The organism is Spirosoma areae (assembly GCF_054781775.1).
Map to the genome: position 1 here is coordinate 197,251 of NZ_BAAGTT010000024.1, position 24,401 is coordinate 221,651.

Annotated in this window: 19 protein-coding genes; 11 read left to right on the forward strand and 8 right to left on the reverse strand. The window is 52.5% G+C overall.

All coding sequences use genetic code 11. From position 1 onward, the window contains the following. Positions 1-5: 5 nt before the first annotated feature. Both ACYVI1_RS11035 and ACYVI1_RS11040 read right to left on the reverse strand, forming a co-directional pair. Positions 6-812 (reverse strand): hypothetical protein, encoded by an 807-nt coding sequence (locus tag ACYVI1_RS11035; protein ID WP_460909912.1) that lies wholly within the window; start codon positions 810-812, stop codon positions 6-8. A 4-nt stretch (positions 813-816) separates the two neighbouring features. After that, a complete protein-coding gene (locus ACYVI1_RS11040; protein WP_460909915.1) occupies positions 817-1,767 on the reverse strand; it encodes a hypothetical protein in 951 nt (316 codons plus the stop codon). An 80-nt stretch (positions 1,768-1,847) separates the two neighbouring features. Here ACYVI1_RS11040 and ACYVI1_RS11045 point away from each other — a divergent pair, with 80 nt between their 5' ends. Continuing rightward, the gene (locus ACYVI1_RS11045) at positions 1,848-3,491 is read left to right on the forward strand and encodes an amidohydrolase family protein (protein ID WP_460909918.1); all 1,644 of its coding nucleotides are present in this window, start codon (positions 1,848-1,850) and stop codon (positions 3,489-3,491) included. On the opposite strand, the gene ACYVI1_RS11050 is transcribed toward ACYVI1_RS11045, so the two are convergent. Beyond that, positions 3,488-4,510: a lysylphosphatidylglycerol synthase transmembrane domain-containing protein gene (locus ACYVI1_RS11050; RefSeq protein ID WP_460909921.1), complete on the reverse strand. Its 1,023-nt coding sequence runs from the start codon at positions 4,508-4,510 to the stop codon at positions 3,488-3,490. The genes ACYVI1_RS11045 and ACYVI1_RS11050 overlap by 4 nt on opposite strands. 131 nt (positions 4,511-4,641) lie before the next feature. Between ACYVI1_RS11050 and ACYVI1_RS11055 the strand changes: the two genes are divergently transcribed. From ACYVI1_RS11055 to ACYVI1_RS11065, 3 genes are read left to right on the forward strand one after another with little or no spacing between them, the layout of a single operon-like run. Beyond that, positions 4,642-6,738, forward strand: coding sequence for a DUF7657 domain-containing protein (locus ACYVI1_RS11055; protein WP_460909924.1), 2,097 nt, complete (start codon positions 4,642-4,644; stop codon positions 6,736-6,738). Beyond that, entirely contained in the window at positions 6,731-7,411 is a 681-nt protein-coding gene (locus tag ACYVI1_RS11060) for a glycosyltransferase family 2 protein (protein WP_460909927.1), read from the forward strand. Before ACYVI1_RS11055 ends, ACYVI1_RS11060 begins: the two co-directional genes overlap by 8 nt. Beyond that, a complete protein-coding gene (locus tag ACYVI1_RS11065) occupies positions 7,411-7,782 on the forward strand; it encodes a DUF2304 family protein (protein WP_460909930.1) in 372 nt (123 codons plus the stop codon). Before ACYVI1_RS11060 ends, ACYVI1_RS11065 begins: the two co-directional genes overlap by 1 nt. 15 nt (positions 7,783-7,797) lie before the next feature. Here the strand turns inward: ACYVI1_RS11065 and ACYVI1_RS11070 are convergent, their stop codons facing one another. The 4 genes from ACYVI1_RS11070 to ACYVI1_RS11085 are packed head-to-tail and all read right to left on the reverse strand — an operon-like array spanning position 7,798 to position 11,109. Then, positions 7,798-8,673 carry an alpha-1,2-fucosyltransferase gene (locus ACYVI1_RS11070; RefSeq protein ID WP_460909933.1) on the reverse strand — a complete coding sequence of 292 codons (876 nt, stop codon included), beginning with the start codon at positions 8,671-8,673 and terminating at the stop codon, positions 7,798-7,800. Positions 8,674-8,701: 28 nt separating this feature from the next. Beyond that, positions 8,702-9,493, reverse strand: coding sequence for an FkbM family methyltransferase (locus ACYVI1_RS11075; RefSeq protein WP_460909936.1), 792 nt, complete (start codon positions 9,491-9,493; stop codon positions 8,702-8,704). Continuing rightward, a complete protein-coding gene (locus ACYVI1_RS11080) occupies positions 9,490-10,266 on the reverse strand; it encodes a DUF268 domain-containing protein (RefSeq protein WP_460909939.1) in 777 nt (258 codons plus the stop codon). The genes ACYVI1_RS11075 and ACYVI1_RS11080 overlap by 4 nt, the downstream gene beginning before the upstream one ends. A gap of 6 nt (positions 10,267-10,272) precedes the next feature. Further along, complete coding sequence (locus ACYVI1_RS11085) at positions 10,273-11,109, reverse strand: glycosyltransferase family 2 protein (protein WP_460909942.1); 837 nt, start codon at positions 11,107-11,109, stop codon at positions 10,273-10,275. Between the two features lie 113 nt (positions 11,110-11,222). Between ACYVI1_RS11085 and gcvP the strand changes: the two genes are divergently transcribed. The 3 genes from gcvP to ACYVI1_RS11100 all read left to right on the forward strand — a co-directional run bounded on the left by gcvP (position 11,223) and on the right by ACYVI1_RS11100 (position 17,276). Continuing rightward, positions 11,223-14,198, forward strand: a complete 2,976-nt coding sequence (gcvP, locus tag ACYVI1_RS11090; RefSeq protein ID WP_460909944.1) for an aminomethyl-transferring glycine dehydrogenase — start codon at positions 11,223-11,225, stop codon at positions 14,196-14,198. 171 nt (positions 14,199-14,369) lie between these two features. After that, positions 14,370-16,364 (forward strand): OmpA family protein, encoded by a 1,995-nt coding sequence (locus ACYVI1_RS11095; protein ID WP_460909945.1) that lies wholly within the window; start codon positions 14,370-14,372, stop codon positions 16,362-16,364. A gap of 102 nt (positions 16,365-16,466) precedes the next feature. Beyond that, complete coding sequence (locus ACYVI1_RS11100; RefSeq protein ID WP_460909947.1) at positions 16,467-17,276, forward strand: tryptophan-rich sensory protein; 810 nt, start codon at positions 16,467-16,469, stop codon at positions 17,274-17,276. A 129-nt stretch (positions 17,277-17,405) separates the two neighbouring features. Here ACYVI1_RS11100 and ACYVI1_RS11105 read toward each other — a convergent pair whose 3' ends face one another. Next, on the reverse strand, positions 17,406-17,843 hold the full coding sequence (locus ACYVI1_RS11105) for a peptidylprolyl isomerase (protein ID WP_460909949.1): 438 nt from the start codon (positions 17,841-17,843) through the stop codon (positions 17,406-17,408). Positions 17,844-18,147: 304 nt separating this feature from the next. Here ACYVI1_RS11105 and ACYVI1_RS11110 point away from each other — a divergent pair, with 304 nt between their 5' ends. From ACYVI1_RS11110 to ACYVI1_RS11125, 4 genes are read left to right on the forward strand one after another with little or no spacing between them, the layout of a single operon-like run. Next, positions 18,148-21,402, forward strand: a complete 3,255-nt coding sequence (locus tag ACYVI1_RS11110) for an efflux RND transporter permease subunit (protein WP_460909951.1) — start codon at positions 18,148-18,150, stop codon at positions 21,400-21,402. Then, positions 21,402-21,701, forward strand: coding sequence for a DUF952 domain-containing protein (locus tag ACYVI1_RS11115; RefSeq protein WP_460909953.1), 300 nt, complete (start codon positions 21,402-21,404; stop codon positions 21,699-21,701). Before ACYVI1_RS11110 ends, ACYVI1_RS11115 begins: the two co-directional genes overlap by 1 nt. An 11-nt stretch (positions 21,702-21,712) precedes the next feature. Beyond that, a complete protein-coding gene (locus tag ACYVI1_RS11120) occupies positions 21,713-22,813 on the forward strand; it encodes an efflux RND transporter periplasmic adaptor subunit (RefSeq protein ID WP_460909955.1) in 1,101 nt (366 codons plus the stop codon). Beyond that, a complete protein-coding gene (locus ACYVI1_RS11125; protein ID WP_460909957.1) occupies positions 22,810-24,297 on the forward strand; it encodes an efflux transporter outer membrane subunit in 1,488 nt (495 codons plus the stop codon). Before ACYVI1_RS11120 ends, ACYVI1_RS11125 begins: the two co-directional genes overlap by 4 nt. Positions 24,298-24,401 lie beyond the last annotated feature (104 nt).

The window sequence follows — 24,401 nt, forward strand, 5'->3', positions numbered from 1 at the left end:
TACGCCTACTCCTCGGTCACCGTTCCTACGCCCAGTTCCGCAAACAACGTCTGCCAGTATTGCGTCACGGCGGGGTTATTTTCCTTAACCGATGCGTTCGGCTCAAAAGGAAGAATCATAGCAATCTCCGGGCTGCCAAGGGTGTAGCGTTTCAGTTGTTTGGCGTCGGTTTTAGCCCATTCATCGGCCTGAGCATTATCTTTGGGCGGCTTCACCTGAAAATCCCGCCGGCCGTTGCCTTTTACACTCTCAACCATGTCGCTGAGGTAATAGACCTTCACGGTCGCGCCGGTTTCGTTGGCTTTGGTAATCACGGGCAGGCTGGCCCAAATGTCGGTTTCCTGACTCGATGCGCCCAAATTCTGCGCGACCAACTGCTGGAGTACCCGCTGGCGAATCAGGGCTTTTTCGCGGGTCAGCATCAAGTTGAATTCCGTTTCGGCGGCTTCGCGGTCGGTGGGGCTGGCGGCCGAAACGTCCTCCATTTCAGAGCGAACGGTCAGGTTCAGGGCGCGGGCTTTGGATGTGTTTTCATGGATAAAATAAACTTCCAGTCGGTCGCCTTTTTGCCGGATGTTCTGCTCGATAATGTCGGTTAATGCCTGCTGGTATTTTTGGCCGATAAACGCTTTGTCAACATTGACACTTCGGGTCTTATCCAGGAAAATCAGCGTGTAGACTGGCTCATCGGTGCTGGTTTTGGCTTTATCGGCAGCGGGTGAGCAGGAAAAGAAAAGGCTGTGCCACAGAGATACACAGAGAAGACACAGAGATGCACAGAATTTTCTTTGTGTTGGGCTGAATGATTGCATAGGATTATTTCATTAATTCTGCCCGTAACGTGCTGTCGGCGGGGGCGTTGTGGTTCCGGTAATCCAGTTGAATCGTATTGGTTAAAACGGCTCTGGAGGTCAGAAGGTTGTCTTTGCTGTCGTAGGTTTCTTCCCAGCCCACGATTTTATGCGGAAACTGGCTCTCAAAAATGATGACCAACGTTCGGTCGTCGGTTGGGTATTCAATCGTATAGGCTTTCAGGAATTTGCCAGGGAACAGAATGCCTTCGTAGGGGGCCAGGCTCAGGTTAGCTGCCAGCGGCTGTAGCGATTTGTGGCGCAAACGGGCGGTCATTGTGCCGGGAATCAGTTGAACATCACCCGCAGGCAATTTATCGGGATTCAGTCGAATGCGGTTCCAGATTTCATCTTCCAACATAACTTTTGCAATCGTGTAATCCTCATCCATTTCCTTCTCAAGATACGACCTGCCACTAACCTGATACCCATTATTCCGGTAGTTCACCTGCCGATAGCTGTGTCCTTGCCAATTTTGCACCGATGTGCTTACCTTCAGTGTATTTGGAAAAAGGGGGTTATTAACGGGCGTGAAAACTGAGGTGAAAAGGGAGTAGTCAGACATACTTGTTACAAACTTCGTTGTGGTGGTTGTTTTCAGCACCGGCACCGACTTGTCGCGACCGATTCCCGTATCGGCTTCCACCTGCTTATCTGCCCGAAAATCTTTGGTTTCAAAAATCAGTACTACCTCGCCGGGGTTCAATGCACCAGCGTACGCCTGTTCGAGCCGATACCTGTTGAGTTCAGCTTTACCCCCAAACCAGTATCTGTTGAAATTAGCCGGGAGCGTCTCTGCCGGTTTGGTTTTAGTATCCGGCTGCTTCTGAAAAATGGTCGCTTTCATGGCAAAAGCAAAGGCAACCGCGAGGATAAGAACAACCAGCAGAAAGTTTTTGATGATGACCTGTTTCATAAGGATGGTAGCCCGGCTACGCTGCAAAAGTCCGGTAGTTTCGCTTATCTTACAACTCTTTATCAAACGAACTCCTCATCATGAAGCGCTTTTACGCACGCTCCCTCCTCATTGTTCATTGTACATTCTTCATTGGGTCCGTCCTCACGGTTCATTCTTTACTGGCCCAAGTCGAAAAAGCCCCGGCCCGTCAGGAAGGCGATGGCCCGTTTGGCAAACTTATCATTCGGGGCGTCACGCTGGTCAACAGCACGGGCGCACCACCAATTGGGCCGGTTGACATTGTGGTGGAGAAGAATCGGATTACGCAGATTAAGCAGGTTGGCTATCCCGGCGTTCCCATTGACTCAAAAAGCCGCCCGAAAGCCGATGCGGGCGACAAAGAGTTGAACTGCGAAGGCATGTATCTGATGCCCGGCTTTGTGGACATGCACGGCCACATTGGCGGGCAGGCGCAGGGAGCCAATGCCGAATATGTTTTCAAACTCTGGCTCGGTCACGGTATCACCACCATCCGCGACCCGTCGTGCGGCAACGGCCTCGATTGGGTGCTGGAACACCGCGCCAAAAGCGAGCGCAACGAAATTACGGCCCCGCGCATTAAAGCCTATACCGTGTTTGGGCAGGGAGCAAAAGACCCCATCAGCACGCCCGAACAGGCCCGCGCCTGGGTGCAGCAGAACGCCAAACGCGGAGCCGATGGGATTAAATTTTTTGGGGCCGAACCGAACATCTTCCGGGCGGCACTGGAGGAGAATAAGAAACTCGGCTTGCGGTCGGCCTGCCACCACGCGCAGTTGGAAGTGGCCCGGATGAATGCCTTAGCCACCGCCAAAGCGGGCCTGACCTCGCTCGAACACTGGTATGGCCTGCCCGAAGCCTTATTTGATGATAAAACTGTTCAGAATTACCCCGCCGATTACAATTACAACAACGAGCAGAACCGCTTTACCGAAGCCGGTAATCTCTGGCAACAAGCTGCTAAACCCGGCACCGACCGCTGGAACAAGGTCATGGACGAACTCATTGCCCTGGACTTTACCCTCGACCCGACGTTCAATATCTACGAAGCCAACCGCGAACTGATGCTGGCCCGGCGGGCCGAGTGGCATGAGGACTACACCCTGCCGAGCCTGTGGCGGTTCTACGGCCCCAGCCGGATTTCGCACGGGTCATACTGGCACTCGTGGGGAACCGAGCAGGAAGTGGCATGGAAGAAAAATTACCAACTTTGGATGGCGTTCATCAACGAGTACAAAAACCGGGGTGGGCGCGTCACGACGGGGTCCGATTCGGGCTTTATTTACCAACTGTACGGCTTTGCCTACATCCGGGAACTCGAACTCCTGCGCGAGGCCGGTTTCCACCCGCTCGAAGTGATCCGGGCCGCTACCCTGAAAGGAGCCGAAGCCCTCGGCATGGCCGACCAGATTGGCTCGGTAGAAGTCGGCAAACTGGCTGATTTCGTGATTGTTGACCAAAATCCACTCGCGAATCTGAAAGTGCTTTACGGCACTGGCGCCATTCATCTGAACGACAAAAACGAGGTTGAGCGGGTTGGGGGTGTCACTTATACCGTGAAAGATGGCGTAGTCTACGACGCCAAAAAACTTTTAGCCGATGTGCGGAAACTGGTAGCCGACGCCAAGCAAAAAGAGAATTTCGAGATTACCCAACCGGGTGTTCCACCCAAAGCGGGAAAAGTTGGCGGAGGGAAAAACTAAGCAACTGGCTTCTCCACTTGTTTCGACCGCTGCCGAAGCAGAAACGGTACAATTAGAAAACTGGCACTGCTTAGTATCAGGTTAATTCCAACGCCCACGGCGTGCAAAAACGTAGCCACTACGGCCCCCTCCGCCGGGGTGAAGCCGTAGAGTACCAGCACCCGGCTGACCAGAAAGTGATACGTGCCAATACCGCCCTGCGTTGGTACAGCCAGCCCGCCAAGTGAACTGACGGTCAGAATCGTTAGCGCGGCTGTGAGCGGTAGGGCAACCGTACTGGCTGTGGCGAAAAACAGCAGGTAGGTAGTCAGAAAAGCCAGGACGTAGCCAGCTACCGTCAGGCCAATAAATAAGCCGGGGTGTTCGAGTTGCCGGATGGCCATAAACCCCCGGCCAGTATCCCGGCCAATCCGTAAAATCCGAATCATAAACGGGTGCTGCCGAACTGCCTGATTTCGGAAAAGTACATAAGAAAGGCCCAGCAAAAGCAACCCGAAAATCAGTAAACCTACAAGTACAAGAGTTGACTGGCCATTCGGAGCGATGCGCGTTAGTAGGGGCGTTAGCAGCGCGATAATGTACTGCCCCACCCGTTTAAACTCAAAAACGAGCGTCAGCCCAATCAAAACAACCAGCATTACTAAATCAACAACGCGTTCGGCCACAACGGAACCCAAACTCTGGGCCAGCGGAATGCCATCGGTTCGCTGGAGGGTGCCGCAGCGGGTTAGTTCGCCCGCACCGGGGATGAGCATACTGGCTAAGGACCCGGCCAGCAGCGCCACCGCCGTTCGGAACAGCGACGGATGATAACCGAGGGCCTGTAGCGTAAGTTGCCAGCGGGCGGCACGGGTGAGGTGGTATAGCCCGGCAACCAGCCCCACAACGGCCAGCCATCGGTAGTCGGCCCGGCTAAACTGCAACGCCAGTTCAGCAAGCGGAACGTCTTTGAGAACGTACCACAGTAAGCCAATAGCCAGGATAACTGGCACTACCTGCCGTACAAACGCTTTATTCATACGGGCAAATTAGCTATTTTGAGAAAGACAACACGGGGTCTTAGAAAATTTGGCACGGTATTAGTAAGTTTGATAAGGTATTAGCAAATACCAGTCCAAGCCCATAAATCGATCGAATCGAGTCGAAACTCATGTCGAAAAAAAGAAAAGGCTCGCCTGCCGTTGCTTCCTCTGGCCCGGTGAGTAGGCAAGCTAAACCGCAACCCAACATTGACCCGTATCAGCCGGTTAAGCTTCCCAAGCCTGCCGTTTCTGAAATCGAGCCGGAAGAGCGGCCGTTTGAATTAATCCGGTTCGACAGGCGGGTGAAATGGTTTCTGGGTATTTGTATCGGGTTGTTTATCCTGCTAACACTGGCCAAGATTAACTACTCGTCGATAGGCATGTGGAATACCGTCATTCCTGACGGTTCGGATGCCCGGCGGGGCATTATTTCCGGAACGCCCAAACCCATACGGATGGATGAATGGGCGATTCTGGCTCCGTTCATGCTCTCGCAGGCGAATCAGGGTTTTCCGCTGGAGAACCCCGCCATTGGTGGCGAAAAAGTGGCGCTGGTCGGCTATTTTCCCATCAATCACTTTGTCTCGTTTTTTCGTCCCGACTATTGGGGATTTTATCTGTTCGATGTAGAGCATGGGTTTGCCTGGCGCTGGAATTTCATTCTTTGTTTCGGGCTAATCTCGGTTATGCTGGCGTTTATGCTTCTGACCCGAAACCAGTTCTGGCTATCGGTGTTGGGCGCATTCTGGTTGGTTTTTTCGCCGGGTCTGGCGTGGTGGTCATTTTTCTTCCTGACCAGTATTTACGCTGGGTTTGGAATGCTGGTGGCGTCGGCGTATATGTTCTTTTCGACAAAAAGCCGAACGATAGCCATTGCGGGGGTGCTGTTCTTCTGGTGCTTTGCCATGTTTGCCCTAACGCTGTATCCGCCCTACCAGGTACCATTGGGCTATCTACTCCTGTTCCTGCTGGTTGGCTACACCTGGCGGCACTACAACAAACAATTGCTACTGAGTAAGGTATGGTTAAAATTAGGTGTGTTTGCGCTGGCTTTTGCCCTGATGGGAGCGATTTTTTACACCTATTATGTGGACGCCAAGTCAACCATCGACGTGATGTCCAACACGGTGTATCCGGGCAAACGGAGCGAAACGGGCGGCACGGGCTTTATCGCCAACTGGTTCTCCGAATATTTTGCCGGTTGGCTGCTTACCGACCAGTTATTTCCGAAAAGCTGGCTCAATATCTGCGAGTTTTCGCACTTCATCACGTTCACGCCCGTCATCGCCGTTTGCACGCTGATCTATTTTGCCCGTACCAAAAAAGTTGACCCGTTGCTGGCGATTATTCTGGGCTATGTGGTGATTTTATTGCTTTGGATTGAAGTCGGCTTTCCGCCTTTTCTGGCCAAAGCAACCTTGCTTGATGTAAGCCCCACCCGCCGGACACAAATCCCGTTTGGCATCGGCAATGTGGTGTTGGCGGTGTTGTACTTCAGCTACATCCATGCGAAGAAAATTACCGTTAGCGGTTCAGTAGCTACGCTGCTTTCGGTTGGCGTAGTTGGTTTTATGATTTATGCTGCCTGGCTGAATCTGGACGACGCCCAGGGCATCTACAAGTCGCATCAGCTCTTTTTGCCCACGCTCTTTTTCATGGGGCTTAATTTTTTGCTGCTGCCCATTGCCACGTTTCGCTACAAAGAACTGGTCGTTGTGGGGGCTATTGCTCTCTTCACGCTGCCTAACCTGAAAATTAACCCCGTTAGTAAAGGCATGGTGCCCATTACCGAAAATGCGTTGTATCAGAAAGTGCGGGAACTCCACCTACAGGAGCCTAAAGCCCGGTGGGTTGTGCTTGGCAGTCAATACATTACGTACTTAGTGACCGCTACGGGCGTTAATCAGTTAAGCGGAGTGAAAAACCAGCCTGATTTTAAAACCATGCGGGTGCTGGACCCAACCGCCAAACGCGACTCGGCCTATAACCGATACGCTCACGCAGTATATGGCAGCTATATCGACCCGGCTCACCCCGATACGGTTATCATTCAGAACGGGTATGAAGATGGCTATCAGGTGGCGATTGACCCCTGTTCGGCTAAACTCAGGAAACTCGATGTGCGCTACATTATTTTCGACCGGGTTCCACAACCCGTAGAAATTCGGTGCATGAAGCAAGTGGCAAAAATGGGTAACATTGAAATCTACCGGACTAATGACTGACCAGGTATTTATTGTAATTCCGTCGTACAACGAAGGCAAAGTAATTCGGCAGTCGATCCGTTCGCTGGGCAGTCAGTACCATATTGTGCTGGTCGATGATGCCTCCACCGACGATACGGCCAGCATTGTCCGTGACTTGCCAATTTACTACCTGCGTCATGACATTAATCTTGGTCAGGGGGCCGCTTTGCAAACGGGCATGGACTTTGCCCGGCAGCAGGGGGCCGACGTAGTTGTTCACTTCGATGCCGACGGGCAACACAATCCGGCGGATATTGACCGGTTTATCGACGTACTGAAGACGCAAAAGGTCGATGTGGTGCTGGGGTCACGCTTTCTTCGGCAGGATGATTTAATGGCCATTCCCCGGCTTCGGCGTTTGCTGCTGCGGGTGGCCCGTGTTATTAACGGGTTGCTGACCGGCCTATGGCTGTCCGATGCCCACAATGGTTTCCGGGTTATGAACCGGAAGTGCCTGACAGCCATTCAACTCAAGGAGAATCGGATGGCTCATGCCAGTGAGATTCTGATGCAGATTCGACGCCAGGAACTGCGGTATGTAGAGATGCCCACCCACATTATCTACACGGATTATTCGCAGGTGAAAGGGCAACGCTGGCAGGGCGCTCTTGATATTTTAATCGACGTATTTATCAATAAATATTTCCGCTAATGAACGCCGACATTCAACTTACGTTAACGCCCATTCAGTTACTGCTGTCAGCGTTGTTGCTGGTTGTGGCAGTAGCATCGCTACGACTCTTCAGAAACCGCCTGCTCTACCGATTATTCTTTATCGCCATTGTGATGACGGGCATTCTGTTCGTAGCCGTCCCCCAATTACCGTATTATATAGCCAATCGGCTTGGCGTAGGCCGGGGCGTTGACCTGGTATTTTACCTGTTGTTCACCGGGTTTCTCTTGCTGATTGCCGTATTGTACCGTCGGTTACTTCAGCACGATACCATTTTAACTCAGATTATCCGGCAAAACGCCATCAAGAATCACCGCTCCCCGGTTACAGCCCACAAAGTGAGAGCTTAGTCAAGCATAGTCTGGCTAAATCAGAATCCAGTCAGGAGGAACGACGGCAGGGTAAACTGACTTATCGGCGGCAAACCACCGCTGAGGAGCCACAACAATACGATTTGTCTGACTGTTCAGCCAGGCACCCCACCAGCTAAACGAACTGTTCGCCACAATGGCGTGGCGGCACAAACGCATCAGATACATATCCTGCCAGCTATCAGCTCCTGTGTTGTGCTCGACAAAGGTGGCCGGGCCAAGTAACGCCCCTAACTCCCGTTTAACCCAATTCTGGTCGTCGGAAAAGACAAAAAAATGAGCGTCGGACACCCGTTCGCGCAGATACGCAACCGAATGATGATAATACGCTTCATCACAAACGCCATGATGCTGATTGGCGTTGGCATTGGTTACGTAGTCGCCCCGGCGAATGTGGACAAACGTGGCATTCTGCCCTGACCGTATGATTTCGGCGACACGCAGAGTTTTGTCGGAAGGGCATTTTTGGAAAACTAACTGCTTCCGCAGGGCGTCGGCTTCTGGTTTAAAATAAACTTCAGACTGCCAATAGCCGAAGCACAGCGCGTGCTGAGTTCGGGCAGTAGGCTGGGTTAACGTATGTAAGCTTGTAGGGTCAGATTCGCGCAAAAGAACGGCCTGATGGCCCGGCAACAGCGTTCGGCTCAGGCAGCGCAGCGTGTCAGACAACGATGCGTCCATCTGCTCTATTCCAAAAACATTCAGTTCATATTGCCGGGGCGTGTAGTTTCGTAGCCGGGCCAGGGTTCGGCTCTCCAGCAGGTGGCGTTCCAGCCGGAGGTCGGTCTGAAGTTGCCGGGCCAGCCGGAAGCCAAACGCGTATTGAAATAGCTGATTGCCTAACCCGCCCGCAAGAACAGAGATAACCATACTTATCGGCTGCTTGAAAACAGGCTTCTCATTTACGTTCGGCCAGAAAATTGACGGTCACGAATATTTCCAGAAATTCGGAGTAGGCATCAATCCGGCGCAAGCCGTTTCCGACAATTCGATACAGGGTGTAATTTGGCGAGAGCAGGTTCCAGAAATCCCGGAAGTAGGTTCGTGAATCAAGGCTGGTGCCGCCAAATTCAAATTGAATGAATCGGATTCGCTGCTCCTCAATCATTCGGCTGGCTCCTTTCAGCACGGCTAATTCATGCCCTTCTACGTCAATTTTCAATAAATCAATCTGCCGGATGTTCTGATTGGCCGAAAACTCATCGACCGTACTGAAGGTGGCTACTTCCTGCTGGGCAAACGCCACGTTGATGTGTTGCAAATCGCGCTCATACACCGAGGTCATGCCCGACTGTTCGGCATCGGTGTATAGGGCCAGTTCGCCAGCCTGATCACTCAGGCCGATGTTGTGTTTTCTGACGTTTGGTTCGGGAACGTTTGCTTTCAGGGTTTGATAGGTAGCCTGCGAAGGTTCAAAACAATGAATAATGGCTCTGTCGCCCAGGCCGTTCAGCAGCATCCGGGCATAACTCCCGACGTTGGCCCCCACATCGAAGATCGAGACGGGATTGGGTTGTTGCGCCGTTTTACGTGCCACATACCGAACAACGTGCTGCTCACCGCTATCGTCCGTAAACGAGCCTCCGCCATAATTCATGGCGTAAAGCGTGAACATGTACAGTTTTTCGTAAAAAGGCTGTAGCTGCGTGATGCGGATAGGCGCCAGCAGCCATTGCAGAAATTTCTTCATACGGTTAAGTCGATTCGTCGGGTCATCTCAAAAATACCACAGCCGTAACTACAGCCAAAATTGGTCTGGGCGGCATCCGAACGCCAATCAGCATTTTCGACAAACTGCTCAGTATCATCAATATATGAAAACCGTTCGATGGTGTAATGCGGCTCGAACAACTTGACGAGATAGCTGATCGCAAACACCCGGTGGGCATTGTAAACGATTCCCTGCGGACCAATGGGCGACGAAAAATAGAAGGTTCCCCCCGGCTTGATAATCTGCCGAATATTATCCAGCGCTTTAATATGCCCATCGGCATCAATCGGGTCGCCATAACGACCTAAGCCAAAGTGTTCAATGGCGTGCAGGGCCGAAATTGAGTCGGTCGAATGGATCAGGTCAGCGGGTAAGTTCATTAAATCGGCCTGCCGGAAACTGACGTTGGGAATGGGTCGGGTCAGTGGCCGGATATCAATGATTTCGATGGGTCGGTAAGCCGCCACATGCCCCACAAATCCGTCGATGCGGGAGCCAATATCCATGTGCCGAACGGGATTCTTTTTGAAGATACGCTGGGCCACATACAGGTCCTGAAGGAAATAATGCTTTACCAACTCACCACTCTCCGCATATCGGTCGAAAATGGCCGGATAATAACTGCGAATCGGAAAGTCCGAATGGCCATTAAGCTGCCTTTTTAGCGTAAAATAATCGTTTATGTAGGCGGGCGTGGCTTTCACCCCACCCCAAACGATTTGCGAACCGATTTTCAGGATGCGTCCGATCATGGTCGATTAGGCGTTGATTAACTGGCGGGCTTTGTTCATTGACTTAATGAGAATCTGTTCAGGAAACAGGTTAATTACACGGGTAATAGCCGCTATTTTAACCCGGTGTGTCCAGGGAGCCGAATAGCCAAACTCCCGAACAAACGTTTGTTTGATGGCTACATTACTGCGCCATTTGGCCCTCAGATTCGTAAATACGGTATTCGTTGTATGAATTCGGTAGGCTGTCAGGGCTTCGGGCAGGTTATGCAGTCGGTACCCTGCCTGGATTAACCGAAACAGACTATAGTAATCGTTAAAATGAGCGAATCGTATCTGGTACAAATCGTCTTTCAGGCAATTCCGATAGAGCACTGCTGGGTTCGCTATTGGAAACCGAAGGTAAAATTCGTTATAGATTTCCTCGTGCGTAAGCGGATAAGCCCGCCTACCCGTAACCCGGCCCGACTCGTCGATAATCGTCAACTGACTACCAACCAGAAATACATCTGGATGGGCTGTCAGGTAGCTGACCTGCTTAGTCAACCGGTCGGGCATGGCCACGTCATCGGCATCGAGTTTGGCAATAAATTCCCCCTTTGCCTGACGAGCCGCTATATTACTCGCCACTTCGCCCCCATACCCCAGCGGTTTTGGTTCGTGCAGTAACCGAATCCGCCTGTCGAGTTGGGCAAACCGGGCCAGTAGGTCAGGTGTTCCATCGGTTGACCCATTATCCAGAATCAGCAGTTCGAGATTCGTGTACTGTTGGCTCAAAATACTCTCCACCGCTTCCGTAATGTAGCGCTCACCGTTATAAACCGGCATCACAACCGACACTAAAGGTACATTATTTTGAGGCATCAGTTTAAGGGCTGGCAATTATCGGGCCACAATATTCAGGAGTTATACTGGAGTTTGCACCTTCTGCCGTAAATTTGAGTTTCTACTAAAACGAAAACGTGGGCGATCCCGGCATGAAATTAACTCTTCAGCAAACAGACCTATTTGAAGACCGTCATCACGGCCAGACAGACGCGGCTCAGGCCGAAATGCTTCAAACACTTGGGGTAGACTCGATTGACGAACTAATTGGCCAGACTATACCCGATGCCATCCGGCTGACAAAGCCTCTCAACTTACCGGCTGCTAAATCAGAAATGCAGTTTCTGGCTGATTTTAAAAAAATAGCCGGGCAAAATAAAGTCTTTAAATCGTATATCGGCACGGGCTACTACGACACGCTCACGCCGAACGTTATTCTTCGTAATATTCTGGAAAATCCAGCCTGGTATACCGCTTATACGCCCTACCAGGCCGAAATTGCCCAGGGACGGCTCGAAGCCCTGTTGAATTTCCAGACGGTTGTGTCGGATCTGACGGGCATGGACTTAGCCAACGCATCGCTGTTGGACGAAGCAACCGCTGCCGCCGAAGCCATGACGATGCTGCACGCTACGCGACCAGTCACCCGCAAAAGTGCCAGCACCTTTTTTGTGTCGCAGCAGTGCCACCCCCAAACGATTGATGTTGTACTGACACGGGCTACCCCTTTGAATATCAGCGTATTGGTAGGTGATCACCGCACAATGGACCTAACCACCGGTGACATTTTTGGTATGCTGCTGCAGTATCCTGCTTCGGACGGTGACGTGTTCGATTATACCGATTTGATTTCGGCCGCTCACGAACTGGGTATCACGGTTGCCGTGGCGTCCGATTTGCTGGCCCTGACGTTGCTAACGTCTCCCGGCGAAATGGGGGCTGATGTGGTCGTCGGTTCGTCGCAGCGGTTTGGCGTACCAATGGGCTACGGTGGCCCTCACGCGGCTTTTTTTGCCACCCGCGATTCGTTCAGGCGGCATATTCCGGGTCGTATTATCGGCGTGTCGCAGGATGCTGAGGGGAAGCCTGCCCTGCGTATGGCCCTGCAAACCCGTGAGCAGCACATTCGTCGCGAGAAAGCTACCAGCAACATCTGCACGGCGCAGGTGTTGCTGGCCGTTATGGCTGGAAGTTATGCGGTTTATCACGGCCCCCAACGGCTCCGGGCCATTGCTGAGCAGGTTCATGCCCTGACCAAAGTCTTCGCGACGGCCCTGCGCTGGAGTGGCTATGAGGTGAACACCGATCAGTATTTCGATACCATCACCGTTCGGGTTGATGATATTGAATCGCTCAGGAAATCGGCGCGGGCGGCTCAGATCAACCTGCGTTACCTCGCTGATGACGAACACGTTGGTGTTTCCTTTGACGAAGCCAAAACGCTGCACGACGTAACTGAACTGCTGACCGTTTTTGGCATAAAAGCCGATATAGAGTCTATTCTCGACGGGCTGGAGATTACGTGGCCTGATTCATTGATTCGTCAGTCGGATTATCTAACGCATCCGGTCTTCAACACCCATCACACAGAGCATGAGATGCTGCGGTACCTGAAATCGTTGGAAGAAAAAGACCTGTCGCTGGTGCATTCGATGATTCCGCTGGGGAGTTGCACTATGAAGTTGAACGCCACTGCCGAGATGATTCCGGTTACGTGGCCTGAGTTTGGTAAACTGCACCCGTTTGCCCCGAAGGACCAGACGATTGGCTATCAGCAGCTATTTGCCGACCTGAATGAATCGCTCTGTGAGATTACGGGCTTTGCTGCCATGTCGCTGCAACCCAATTCCGGGGCGCAGGGCGAATATGCCGGGCTGATGGTCATTCGGGCGTATCACGAAAGCCGGGGCGACCATCACCGCAACATCGCTCTGATTCCGCAGTCGGCGCACGGCACCAACCCGGCCAGCGCAGTCATGGCGGGTATGAAAGTCGTGATTGTGAAGTGCGATGAGCGCGGCAACATCGACGTAGCCGATCTGAAAGCCAAGGCCGAACAATATAGCCCTGACCTCTCGTGCCTGATGGTAACCTATCCCTCAACCCACGGTGTTTTTGAAGAAAGTATCAAGGAAATCTGTGAAACCATTCACCAGCATGGCGGGCAGGTGTATATGGATGGTGCGAACATGAATGCTCAGGTTGGGCTGACCTCACCAGCCACAATTGGCGCGGACGTTTGCCACCTGAATCTGCACAAAACTTTTTGTATACCGCACGGCGGGGGCGGGCCGGGCATGGGACCGATTGGCGTGGCATCGCAGTTAGTTCCATTTTTACCAGGACATGTTTCCCTCACCCCACGGCCCTCTCTCCCAGGGGGAGAAGGGGAGCAGATAGACTCCCCTCGCTCTTTGGGAGAGGGGTTGGGGCGGTCCGACGGGTCGGTGAGGGGCGCCGTTTCGGCGGCTCCGTATGGTTCGGCCAGCATCCTGACCATTTCCTATGCCTACATTGCTATGATGGGTGGCGATGGGCTGAGCAATGCAACCAAACGGGCCATTCTGAACGCCAACTATATCAAAGCGCGGTTAAAGGGTCATTATGAAACGCTCTACACCGGCACAAATGGCCGCTGCGCGCACGAAATGATTATTGATTGTCGTCCGTTCAAATTGGCGGTGGGGGTTGAGGTCGAGGACATTGCCAAGCGGTTGATGGACTACGGTTTCCACGCGCCAACGGTGTCGTTTCCGGTAGCGGGCACGATGATGATTGAGCCAACCGAATCCGAATCGAAAGCCGAACTCGACCGTTTCTGCGACGCGTTGATTGCCATCCGTAACGAAATCCGCGAAATCGAAACCGGCGAAGCTGATCGGGCATCGAACGTCCTGAAACACGCACCCCATACAGCTACGGTTGTTTTGTCTGACAATTGGAACCGGCCTTACAGTCGTGAAAAGGCTGTTTACCCACTGCCCCAGGTTCGTGCCCGCAAATTCTGGCCAAGTGTCAGCCGTATCGATTCGGCCTATGGCGACCGGAATCTGGTTTGCTCCTGCGTACCGACAGATGCGTATGCGACGGAGGTGGCCGAAGAGGTGAGTGTGGCGCAGCAGTTGTAATCAGTAAATTTATGATTAGAGGCCACTCGTTTAGAAAAAACGGGTGGCCTTTTTATGCGTTTTATGTCCTGAATTAACCTCAATAAAAAGCCACGTATATTCGTTAAAAGTAAGACCCGTCCAACTTTGCAGTATCTTGGGCGCAAAATACTGATTTGCTTTTTTACCTATATGAGAATCAATACGTTATCTGGGCTGCTCGTGATGTCGTGTCTGGCCCTTGGACTAACGGGCTGCAATTCGGCCATGCAGGCGTATAAAAAAGGTGTCCGTCATTACGATGCCGGGGAATATAACCTGGCCCTCAACCAGTTTCAGAAGGCCTCAAAGGGGACCATTGACCCCGCCCGCCTAAATTATTACATGGCGGAATCCTACCGGCTGTCGAACCGCTTTGGTGAAGCTGCGCCCTTTTATCAGAAAGCCATTGCCGCAAATACCACCGAACCCGATGCCCGGTTCAATTATGCCTATGCGCTGAAATCGCAGGGGCAGTATGGTGATGCGCTGGAGCAGTTACAAAGCTACGTAGCCAATGCGCCAAAAACGGTCGCCAAAACCACGCTCGACAAGGCTCGACGGGAGGTGGAAACCCTGCGGGCGATTGATGTCATCTCAAAAAATAAGTTGCTCATCAACCTGCGGAACATGAACAACCTAAACTCGCCGGGGGCCGAATTTGCGCCCGTTGTGCGGGGCGAAGAGTTGATTTTCACGTCTTCGCGGAAGGAACAGGTGTACAAGAACAACGGTCAGCAAATGCTGGGTCTGTATAAGGCAAAACTTAATCAAAATCCCGACGAAACAGGCACGACGCCCGCCCCTGAGTTGTTCAGCACAACTATTTTTCAGGGTGATGTAAACGAAGGCACGCCCGCGTTCTCGAAAGATGGTAAAACGATGGTGCTGGCGCGGGGCAATAATGGTAAGCGCAAGGGTGGTTTGGATGTTGACCTGTATATCAGCCGGTTAGGTGAAGCAAATGCCTGGAGTCAGCCGCTCCGGTTGCCCATCAGCGATTCGACCGCCTGGGATGGTTCGCCCGCCTTTTCGGGGGATGGCAAAACCCTTTACTTTGCTTCCAACCGGGCGGGTGGCGCCGGTGGCATTGACCTCTATCGCACCAGCATTGATGCATCGGGCCGGTTTAGCCGCCCGGTCAATATGGGCCGCGACATCAATACGCCCGGCGATGAAATGTTTCCGTATGTAGCACCGAACGCCAAACTGTACTTTGCCTCAGATGGGCATCCGGGTTTGGGTAAATTAGACGTTTTCGTAGCTACGCGCTCCGGGGGCGTTACGCGGGTCGAAAACATGGGCCAGCCAATTAACTCGTCCGCCGACGATTTCGGTCTGATTTATACCGACGCTACAAAGGGTTTCCTGGCCTCAAACCGAACGGGGGGCAAAGGCGACGACGATATTTATTTCTTCCAGGAAGGCCCAGCCACCGATACATCGACCATTGCGAAAAATCCACCCGCCGACGCGCCCAAAACGGTGCGGTACTTCATTGCCGGAACGGTTTCGGCCAATGAAACGCCAATTGCTCCGCTCGATTCGGCGCGGGTCAGAATTCTGGATGATGCCACCGGCCAACCCATTGCCGAAGTGACAACCGGGCAACCCGGCACGTTTGGTAAATACCCATTGCAGGAAGGGAAAGATTATACCCTTCTGGCCGAACGCCGGGGCTATTTAACGCGCCGGGAAGCGTTTACGATGCAGGGAAAAAGTATTCCACCCGTTTTCCTGACGAAGGCTCAAACCGATACGACCTTCAACGTGGCAATTCTGCTCGACAAAGCAACACTGAACAAGACGTTCGTGCTGGAGAACATTTACTATGATCTCGACAAATACAACATCCGTACCGATGCGGCTGAAGAACTCGATAAATTGGTGACGATTCTAAAAGACAATCCAACCCTGAAAATTGAGTTGGGGTCGCATACCGATACGCGGGCTAGCAATGCCTATAACAATACGCTCTCGCAGAATCGGGCAAAGTCGGCCGTAGAATACATCGTTTCGAAAGGCATCGACGCCAGCCGCATGGTGGCAAAGGGCTATGGCGAAACCGTATTGATTGTTAAAAACGCCCAAACCGAAGAAGAGCACCAGCGTAACCGCCGAACCGAGTTTAAGATTCTGGAGTTGTAAAGAGCAAAAACCTAAAAGGTCTTTTGGAGACCTTTCAGGTTTGGTCACGCAAACACAATACATCTGGGGTTGGTTGATAGCCATATCAACCAACCCTTTTTTATGCAAAATGACAAACTCCGGCAGGTCATGGTCGTGCTCAGCATTGTTGCCATGATTGCCCTGAACTACCTGTCCAATGCCGGGATGTTTGGCGGCAAAACCAACGGCGAAATTTCAGACAAATACCATACGCTGATAACTCCGGCTGGATACGCCTTTTCGATATGGGGACTTATTTTTCTGGGCCTGCTGGCCTTTGCCGTTTATCAGGCGTTACCGGCACAGCAAACAACCCCGCGTTTTCGGGCAATTGGCTGGTGGGTGGTCCTCAATGCGGTGTGCAATGGCATCTGGAGTCCATTGTTCAACAACGAGCGCATTGGTATTGCCCTGCTTGTTATTCTGGTCATGCTGTTCTCCTTAGTCGTTATTGAGCAGCGATTGCTGGAGAAGCCCCACGTTCCGCTCATCCCAACCGACCGCGACGCCACCCTGCCCGAATCGGCGACTTCCGCAACGCAAACCTGGCTCGCCCGGATTCCGTTTTCTATCTATTTTGGCTGGTTAACCGTTGCGACTATTCTGAATACAGCCGTTTTTTTGAAAGCCACCGAATTTAGCCTGATGGAACTATCTGAGCAAACCTGGGCAACTGCTATCCTGATTGTGGGGCTACTGGTTGGCGCTATTGTGTTTAACCGCTTTCGGTCGGTGGCGTATATTCTGGTGTTTGCCTGGGCTTACGCGGCTATTGCGGTGGAGCAGGAAGGGTATGGGCAAATTCCATTGGTTGCCGGGGCCGGTGCAATTGTAGCAGTGTTGCTGGCCATCACGGGTTTAATCTCCCGGAAAACACCGGTTTACAGTTAAGTAACGCGGTGGTGCGGCATACCGACGGAAGCCCGTGAAGCCGCAGGCTAAGTTGTAATTAGCTTGTCACTACAACTTAGCCTGCGGCTTCACGGGCTTCCGTCGGTATGCCGCACCACCGCGTTACGATTACTCTTCCAGAATGGTGATACTCTTTATTTTATCGCCCTGGCGGATTTCATCAATTATATCTAACCCATCGACAACTTTGCCAAAAACCGTATGGTTGCGGTCGAGGTGAGCTGTGTTCTGGCGGTTATGACAAATGAAAAACTGGGAGCCGCCCGTATTCCGACCCCGGTGGGCCATCGATAAAACGCCCCGGTCGTGGTATTGATTCTCGCCCGTCAGTTCGCAATCAATGGTGTAGCCCGGCCCGCCCGACCCCGTGCCGGTGGGGTCGCCACCCTGAATCATAAAATTTGGAATAACCCGGTGGAAGGCAACTCCATCGTAAAATCCCTTTTTCGCAAGTGAAATAAAATTAGTAACCGCTTTAGGCGCATCTTTCTCATAGAATTCAATGAGCATAGTGCCTTTATCGGTGTTCATTTGTGCGGTTGGCATGACTGAATCAATTTTTGTTGTGACGACAAAATTACAATGATTTCCGCGTAAAGTTGATTTACCGCCCAACGGTTCTATACAACAAGGACAATTACGAATCAGGACAAGTTGTTCTTTGAATAAGTCAATTGTATGAGTATATATTTTAGAAAAATACAATTAGATTGCCTACTATTTAGTTGGAAGCAGAATCGATTCATTAAGAAGTTCCTGCTTTTGTGCAATTCTACTTACCCTGGTTCGCGTCTTTGAGTAGTATTACATCCGCAGTTTCCGCTATTTCCTCGTTTTTGCCCGACTCGTCATGTGGATTGTCCGATTAGCCTTAGAAAAAAAATACACCATCGCCGTTATGGCGTTGCTGATTATGATTATGGGCGGGCTGGCTGTAACGCAGATGCCCACCGATATTTTTCCGCGCATCAACATCCCCGTCGTATCGGTTATTTGGGGCTATAGCGGCCTGTCGACGAATGAAATGGAGAAGATGATTACTAACTTCTCCGAAACATCACTTATCAACAACGTCAGCGATATTCAGCGGCTCGAATCGCAAACCTACAATGGCACGGCGGTACTAAAAATCTTTTTTCAGCCAACGGTAAAAATTGAAGAAGCACTGGCTCAGGTAACGGCTATTTCCCAGACGATACTGGTCCGAATGCCGCCTGGCACGCAGCCCCCGCTGATTGTGCGTTACAACGCCACCGATGTGCCAGTGCTGCAATTAGGCCTCTCGTCGGACAGTCTGACCGAATCCCAGATTACTGATTATGCCCAGACGCGCGTTCGTCCGCAGATTTCGACGGTGCCGGGCAGTCGGCTCTCGCAGGCATTTGGTGGCAAAACCCGGCAAATTGCGGTAGACCTGGAGCCTGACCAGTTGGTGGCCTACAATGTTACGCCCGAAGAGGTCCTGAACGCGGTTTCTGTTCAGAACCTGACCCTGCCCGGTGGCTCACTGCGGCTGGCCGAACGCGAATATAACGTCCGGCTTAACTCAAAGCCCGATGTCATTACAACCCTCAACGACATTCCGATCAAGAATGTCGGCGGCACAACGGTTCACATGCGCGACGTGGCGAATGTGCATGACGGGTCGGCGGTGCAGTCAAACATTGTGAAACAGGACGGCAGTAAGGGAATCCTGATGCGGATTGTGAAGACGGGGAATGCCTCCACAACGGAGATTGTCGATAAAATTCGGAACCAGATTCTGCCAACTGTGCGGGCGGCTGCACCGGCTAATCTTCGCATCGAAGCCCTCTTCGACCAGTCGTTGTTTGTACGGGCATCTATCAAAGGCGTTCTAATTGAAGGCATGATTGCCGCCCTGCTAACGGCCGCTTTGATTCTGCTTTTTCTGGGGAGCTGGCGGAGTACGCTTATTGTGGCTATTTCGATTCCCCTGTCGATTCTGGCATCGCTCATTGTGCTCTATCTGCTGGGCGAAACCCTTAATATTCAAACGCTTGGCGGGCTGGCCCTGGCTATCGGTATTCTGGTCGATGATGCGACCGTAACCATCGAAAATATTCACCGCAATGAAGAATTAGGGATGCCCCTGCGGCAGGCTATTCTGGAAGGAGCACAGCAAATTGCCACCCCAACGCTGGTGTCAACCCTGACGATTTGTATCGTTTTCACGTCCGTACTTTTCCTCGAAGGCCCGGCCCGTTTCCTGTTTGGGCCATTGGCCGAAGCAGTCGTGTTTGCCATGCTGGCCTCTTATGTGCTTTCCCGGACGCTGGTTCCGGCCCTGGCAGACATGATGCTCAAAGGGGAAAAGGGGCATGGGGCCGGGAATGCGGAGCCGTCAGCGGGGAGCCTGGAGCAGGGGACAGAGCGTGCAGAGGTGGAAAACCATTCCATGCCTCATGCGCCCCGCTTCCTTCCCCCCGCTCCGCGTCCTCTGCCCCATGCCTTAATTTATGACCGGTTTAACGCAGGCTTCGAGCGTTTTCAGGGCCGCTATATTCGGGCGCTGGAATGGGTGCTTACCAATCGCCGTACGGTGCTGGGCGTATTTTTAACCGTACTTATTTTTACGGGTCTATTGCTGCCTTTTGTTGGGCGGGATTTCTTTCCACAGGTCGATGGGGGGCAAATGCGGCTTCACCTGCGTGCTCCCGCCGGAACCAGACTCGAAGCCACAGAGATCGTTGCCGCCAAAACGGCTGAAATTGTCCGTGAGGTGATCCCGGAAGATGAAGTTGGCTCGATAATCACGAACATCGGTCTGACATCCGAGCGGTATAATTTCTTTTTCTCGGATAACTCTACGGCCAGCGCTGCCGATGCGGAACTGCTGATTTCGCTCAGCGAAGAGCGGTCTGGCTTAACCCTTGACTATGTACGCGAACTGCGGGCGCGGCTACGCGAGGAAATGCCCGACGTAACGTATTTCTTCCTGCCCGCCGACATTGTGAGTCAGATTCTGAATTTCGGCCTGACGGCTCCCATCGACGTACAGGTGTCGGGATTCGACCGGGCAAATAATCTGAAAGTAGCCCACGAACTACAGGATAAAATCGCGCAGATTCCCGGCGCGGTTGATGTACACCTGCACCAGGTTCTCGACGCCCCCGAATTGTTTCTGAATGTGGACCGGGAACGCGCCGGGCAATTTGGCCTGACCGAGCAGCGCGTGGCGACAAATCTCAATATCTCGCTCAGCGGTACCGGGCAAACCCGCCCCAACTTCTGGCCCGACCCAAACACGGGGTTTCCCTACATCATTGCCGTACAAACACCACCCTACAAGCTGGATTCCTACGAAAAATTGCTGCGGACGCCGGTCATTCCTGGCCAGCAGGTAAATGCAACTCCTCAGTTGCTGAGCAACGTGATGACCATGAAGCGCACGACGGCGCCCGTCATCATCAACCGGGTGAATACCCAGCCAAGTTATGATGTGTATGCGTCGGTCGAAAAAACGGATTTAGGCTCAGTGGCAAAAGCCCTGAACGAACTGGCTGCCGACTACAGAACGCAACTCAAGCCCGGCAACGTGATTTCAATCCGGGGGCAGGTCGAGAGCATGGAAAGTGCGTTTAACCGGCTGGGATTGGGTATCGTCTTTGCTGCGTTGCTGGTTTATCTGCTCATGGTGGTCAACTTCCAGTCGTTTCGGTATCCGTTTATTATCATTACGGCCCTGCCGGGAGCCTTATGCGGCATGGTTTGGATGCTGTTTCTGACCGGCACAACGTTCAGCATTCCGTCGCTGATGGGGGCCATTATGAGCGTAGGCGTGGCAACGGCAAACAGTATTTTGTTAGTTAGTTTTGCCAAAGATCACCTTCCCGAAGTGGCCGGAAATGCCTACGAAGCCGCGCTCGAAGCGGGCCGGACGCGCCTGCGGCCTATTCTGATGACCGCCATTGCCATGATTATCGGGATGTTGCCGATGTCGCTGGGCCTGGGTGAAGGAGGTGAACAGAACGCGCCCTTAGGCCGGGCAGTTATTGGCGGTTTGCTAATGGCCACCTTCACGACGTTGTTGTTTGTACCGGTTGTCTTTAGCTACCTGGCACGGAAACTTAAAACAGTTGCCTGATGAACCTACTTTACCACATTGTTCCGGCCAGCGACTGGGTTGAGCAGGAAAAAAAATCAACCTACACGGCTGCGAGTTTAGGGTCTGAAGGTTTCATTCATTTGTCTGAAAAAGAGCAGGTTGCCGGTGTGCTGGATCGCTATTATCAGGGCATAACCAACTTATTGATACTACATATTGACTCAACCAGGTTAGCCCATGAACTACGATACGAAGCTTCCGCAACTAACGAATTATTTCCGCACCTCTACGGCCCACTCAACAAAGAGGCTGTCGTGAATATTGAGCGGTTGACTTAACGTCATTATCAATGAAAGCATTAAGAATTTTCCTACTTCTACTCCTGTTGATTACGGTATTCGTCGTGTTCGGCGTGCTACCTCGTTTAAAAAATAATCAGGCACTGAAAGCGGAGGCTAATGAAGGCAGGAACCGCGAGCCAATCGTTACTGCCGTGCTATTGAAACAAACCTCCGACACGACGGGACTGACACTACCCGGTCAGATTCAGCCTTATCGGCAAACTCCGTTATATGCACGAACGCAGGGTTTTTTGCGTCGGTGGTATGTCGATATTGGCGGGCAGGTAAAACAAGGGCAGCTTTTAGCCACCATTGACGCGCCCGAACTCGACCAGGATATTGCCCGCGCCAAAGCCGACCAGCAATTGGCTCAGGCCAACCTCGACCGCCTGCTAAGTGTTCAACTGCCCGGTGCCATTGCCAAACAGGATGTCGATACCCGGCGGTCGGCGGTGACGGTTGCTCAAGCCAACCTGGGACGGCTCGAAGCGCTAAAGAACCTACAGCAGATTCGGGCGCCCTTCGGCGGAGTCATCACCAGCCGAACGGCTGAGAATGGCACACTCGTGTCGCCGGGTGTGGGGCAACCTTTATTCACCCTTTCAGAATTGGGCACGCTGCGGGTGTTCGTTGATGTGCCACAAACATACTTTCAGTACGTAAAGGTTGGCCTTCCCGCAACGGTGATTATACCTGAACTGAAGAATCGAACCTTTAAAGGCAAAGTCGTGCGAACATCGGGGGCGTTGCGAAACGAGTCCCGCACGCTGCTGGCCGAAGTGGTGATTCCAAACCCAAAGCAGGAACTGCCATCGGGATTATACAGCCAGGTAAAATTTGACATGATCACAGCAAAAGCACCCGTGCTGATTCCGGCGAATGCCCTGCAAATAACGCCCGAAGGCCCTCGGGTAGTTGTCGTTGGCACCGATTTACGGGTCCGGTTTGTGCCCATCACGCTGGGCCGCGACTATGGCACAACGCTGGAAGCCATCGGTGGGCTGACGGGGCAGGAGCGGGTTGTAACCAACCCCAACGACCGCCTGCGCGATGGGCAGAAAGTTCGATTTCGGAAAACCGTAGCCGAAAAAACGGTAGCGCAACGATGAACAAATCTACTGTTTATGGTGTATGGTGTATGGTTTGTGGCTATGCAGCGCAGGCCCAAACGACGCCTGTTAATCCAACCGGGGGTGCCGTGACTGTTCAGCCGGGTACCCTACCGGCCGGAACCACCGGTACTGCTCAGCCGCAGCCGCCAACTACTACATCGACGTTAACTCTACCCACAGCAGCTTCCAACGCTAACGGATCAACACCTTTAGTGGCAATCAGCGGTTTTCGCCGATTTGCGGATCCGTTGCTTAATTCGCTCATTGAGTTAGGTTTAGCGAACAGCCCCAATCTGCGGGCGGCTCTGAGCCGATTGGAGGAAGCCCGGATTCGGGTGAAAGTGGCGCAGTCGTTTCAATCGCCATCGCTTCGAAGTTCAGCCCTGATTACCACGCAAAGCCTGTCGGAGCGCCGGCCGCTTGCCATTCCCAACCCGGCCGACCAGTTGCCGCGTTCTCAGTTAAGCACGTTTCAGTTGCTGCCCATCGATGCCAGTTACGAGCTGGATTTATTCCGGCGCATTCGGGCTGGAATAACGGTGGCTGATTTACAGGCCCAGTCCAGTGATGCCGATTATCAGGCATTCCGGCTGTCGCTGGCTGCCGACATTGCCCGAACCTATTTGCTCATTCGGGGAAACGATGCTGAGCAGGCCGTTTTTCGCCGGAATATGCAATCGCGCGATACGACGCTTTCCATCCTGCGCGAACGGTTCCGGGTTGGCTTAATCAACCAGATTGATATCCAACGGGCCGAAACCGATTATGCTGGCCTACAGGTCACGCTGAAAGGGCTTGAGCGCCTTCGCGTCGAGCTGGTAAACAGCTTGGCCCAACTTTGCGGACAGAATCCAACTGAATTTTCAGTACCCGTGGGCGCTATGCCAACCGCTGTGCCGACCTATCCGTATGCCAGTGTCTCGGCTGAGCAGTTGCAGCGTCGTCCCGATTTGCTGCAATTTAGTCGGCTGAATCAGCTTGCAGATGCTCAGATAACGCTTCAGCAGAACAGTACCCTGCCTCGGGTCACATTAATCGCGACGGGTGGTTTATTGTCGGGCCGGATTGGCCCCTGGTTCACACCAGGCAGTGCAACCTATTTAGTGGGCATTAATGCATCGGTGCCGCTCTACGAAGGGCATCGCGCCCGTCAGAATGTTGCGTTGGCGAAGCAACAGGCGCAAACGAACCAGCAGACCTATCAGCAGGCGCTACAACTGGCGCAACGCGATGCCGAAACGGCTTTAGATAACCTGACGATCCTACGCCAGCAACTTGATTTGCAGACGCAAACACTGGTATTGGCCCGACGAACTGAACAGTACAATCGGGAACTTTATGTTCGGGGCCTGGCAACTTACCTGGAAGTTCTCGACGCCCAGCGAACAATTCTGGCTGCTGAACAGCAACTGGTTCAACTTCGCAATCAGGAGGTGCAGTTCGCGGTGGCTTTGCTTCGGGCCATTGGCGGGAACTATTAGAATTTACAAACTATAAAGCAGGCTTTAGGGACTAGGCGTTCGTTCAAGTGTAAAATCAGGATGACCGCTAAATCGTAAAATGGTCCTTCGTGCTTCGTAAATCA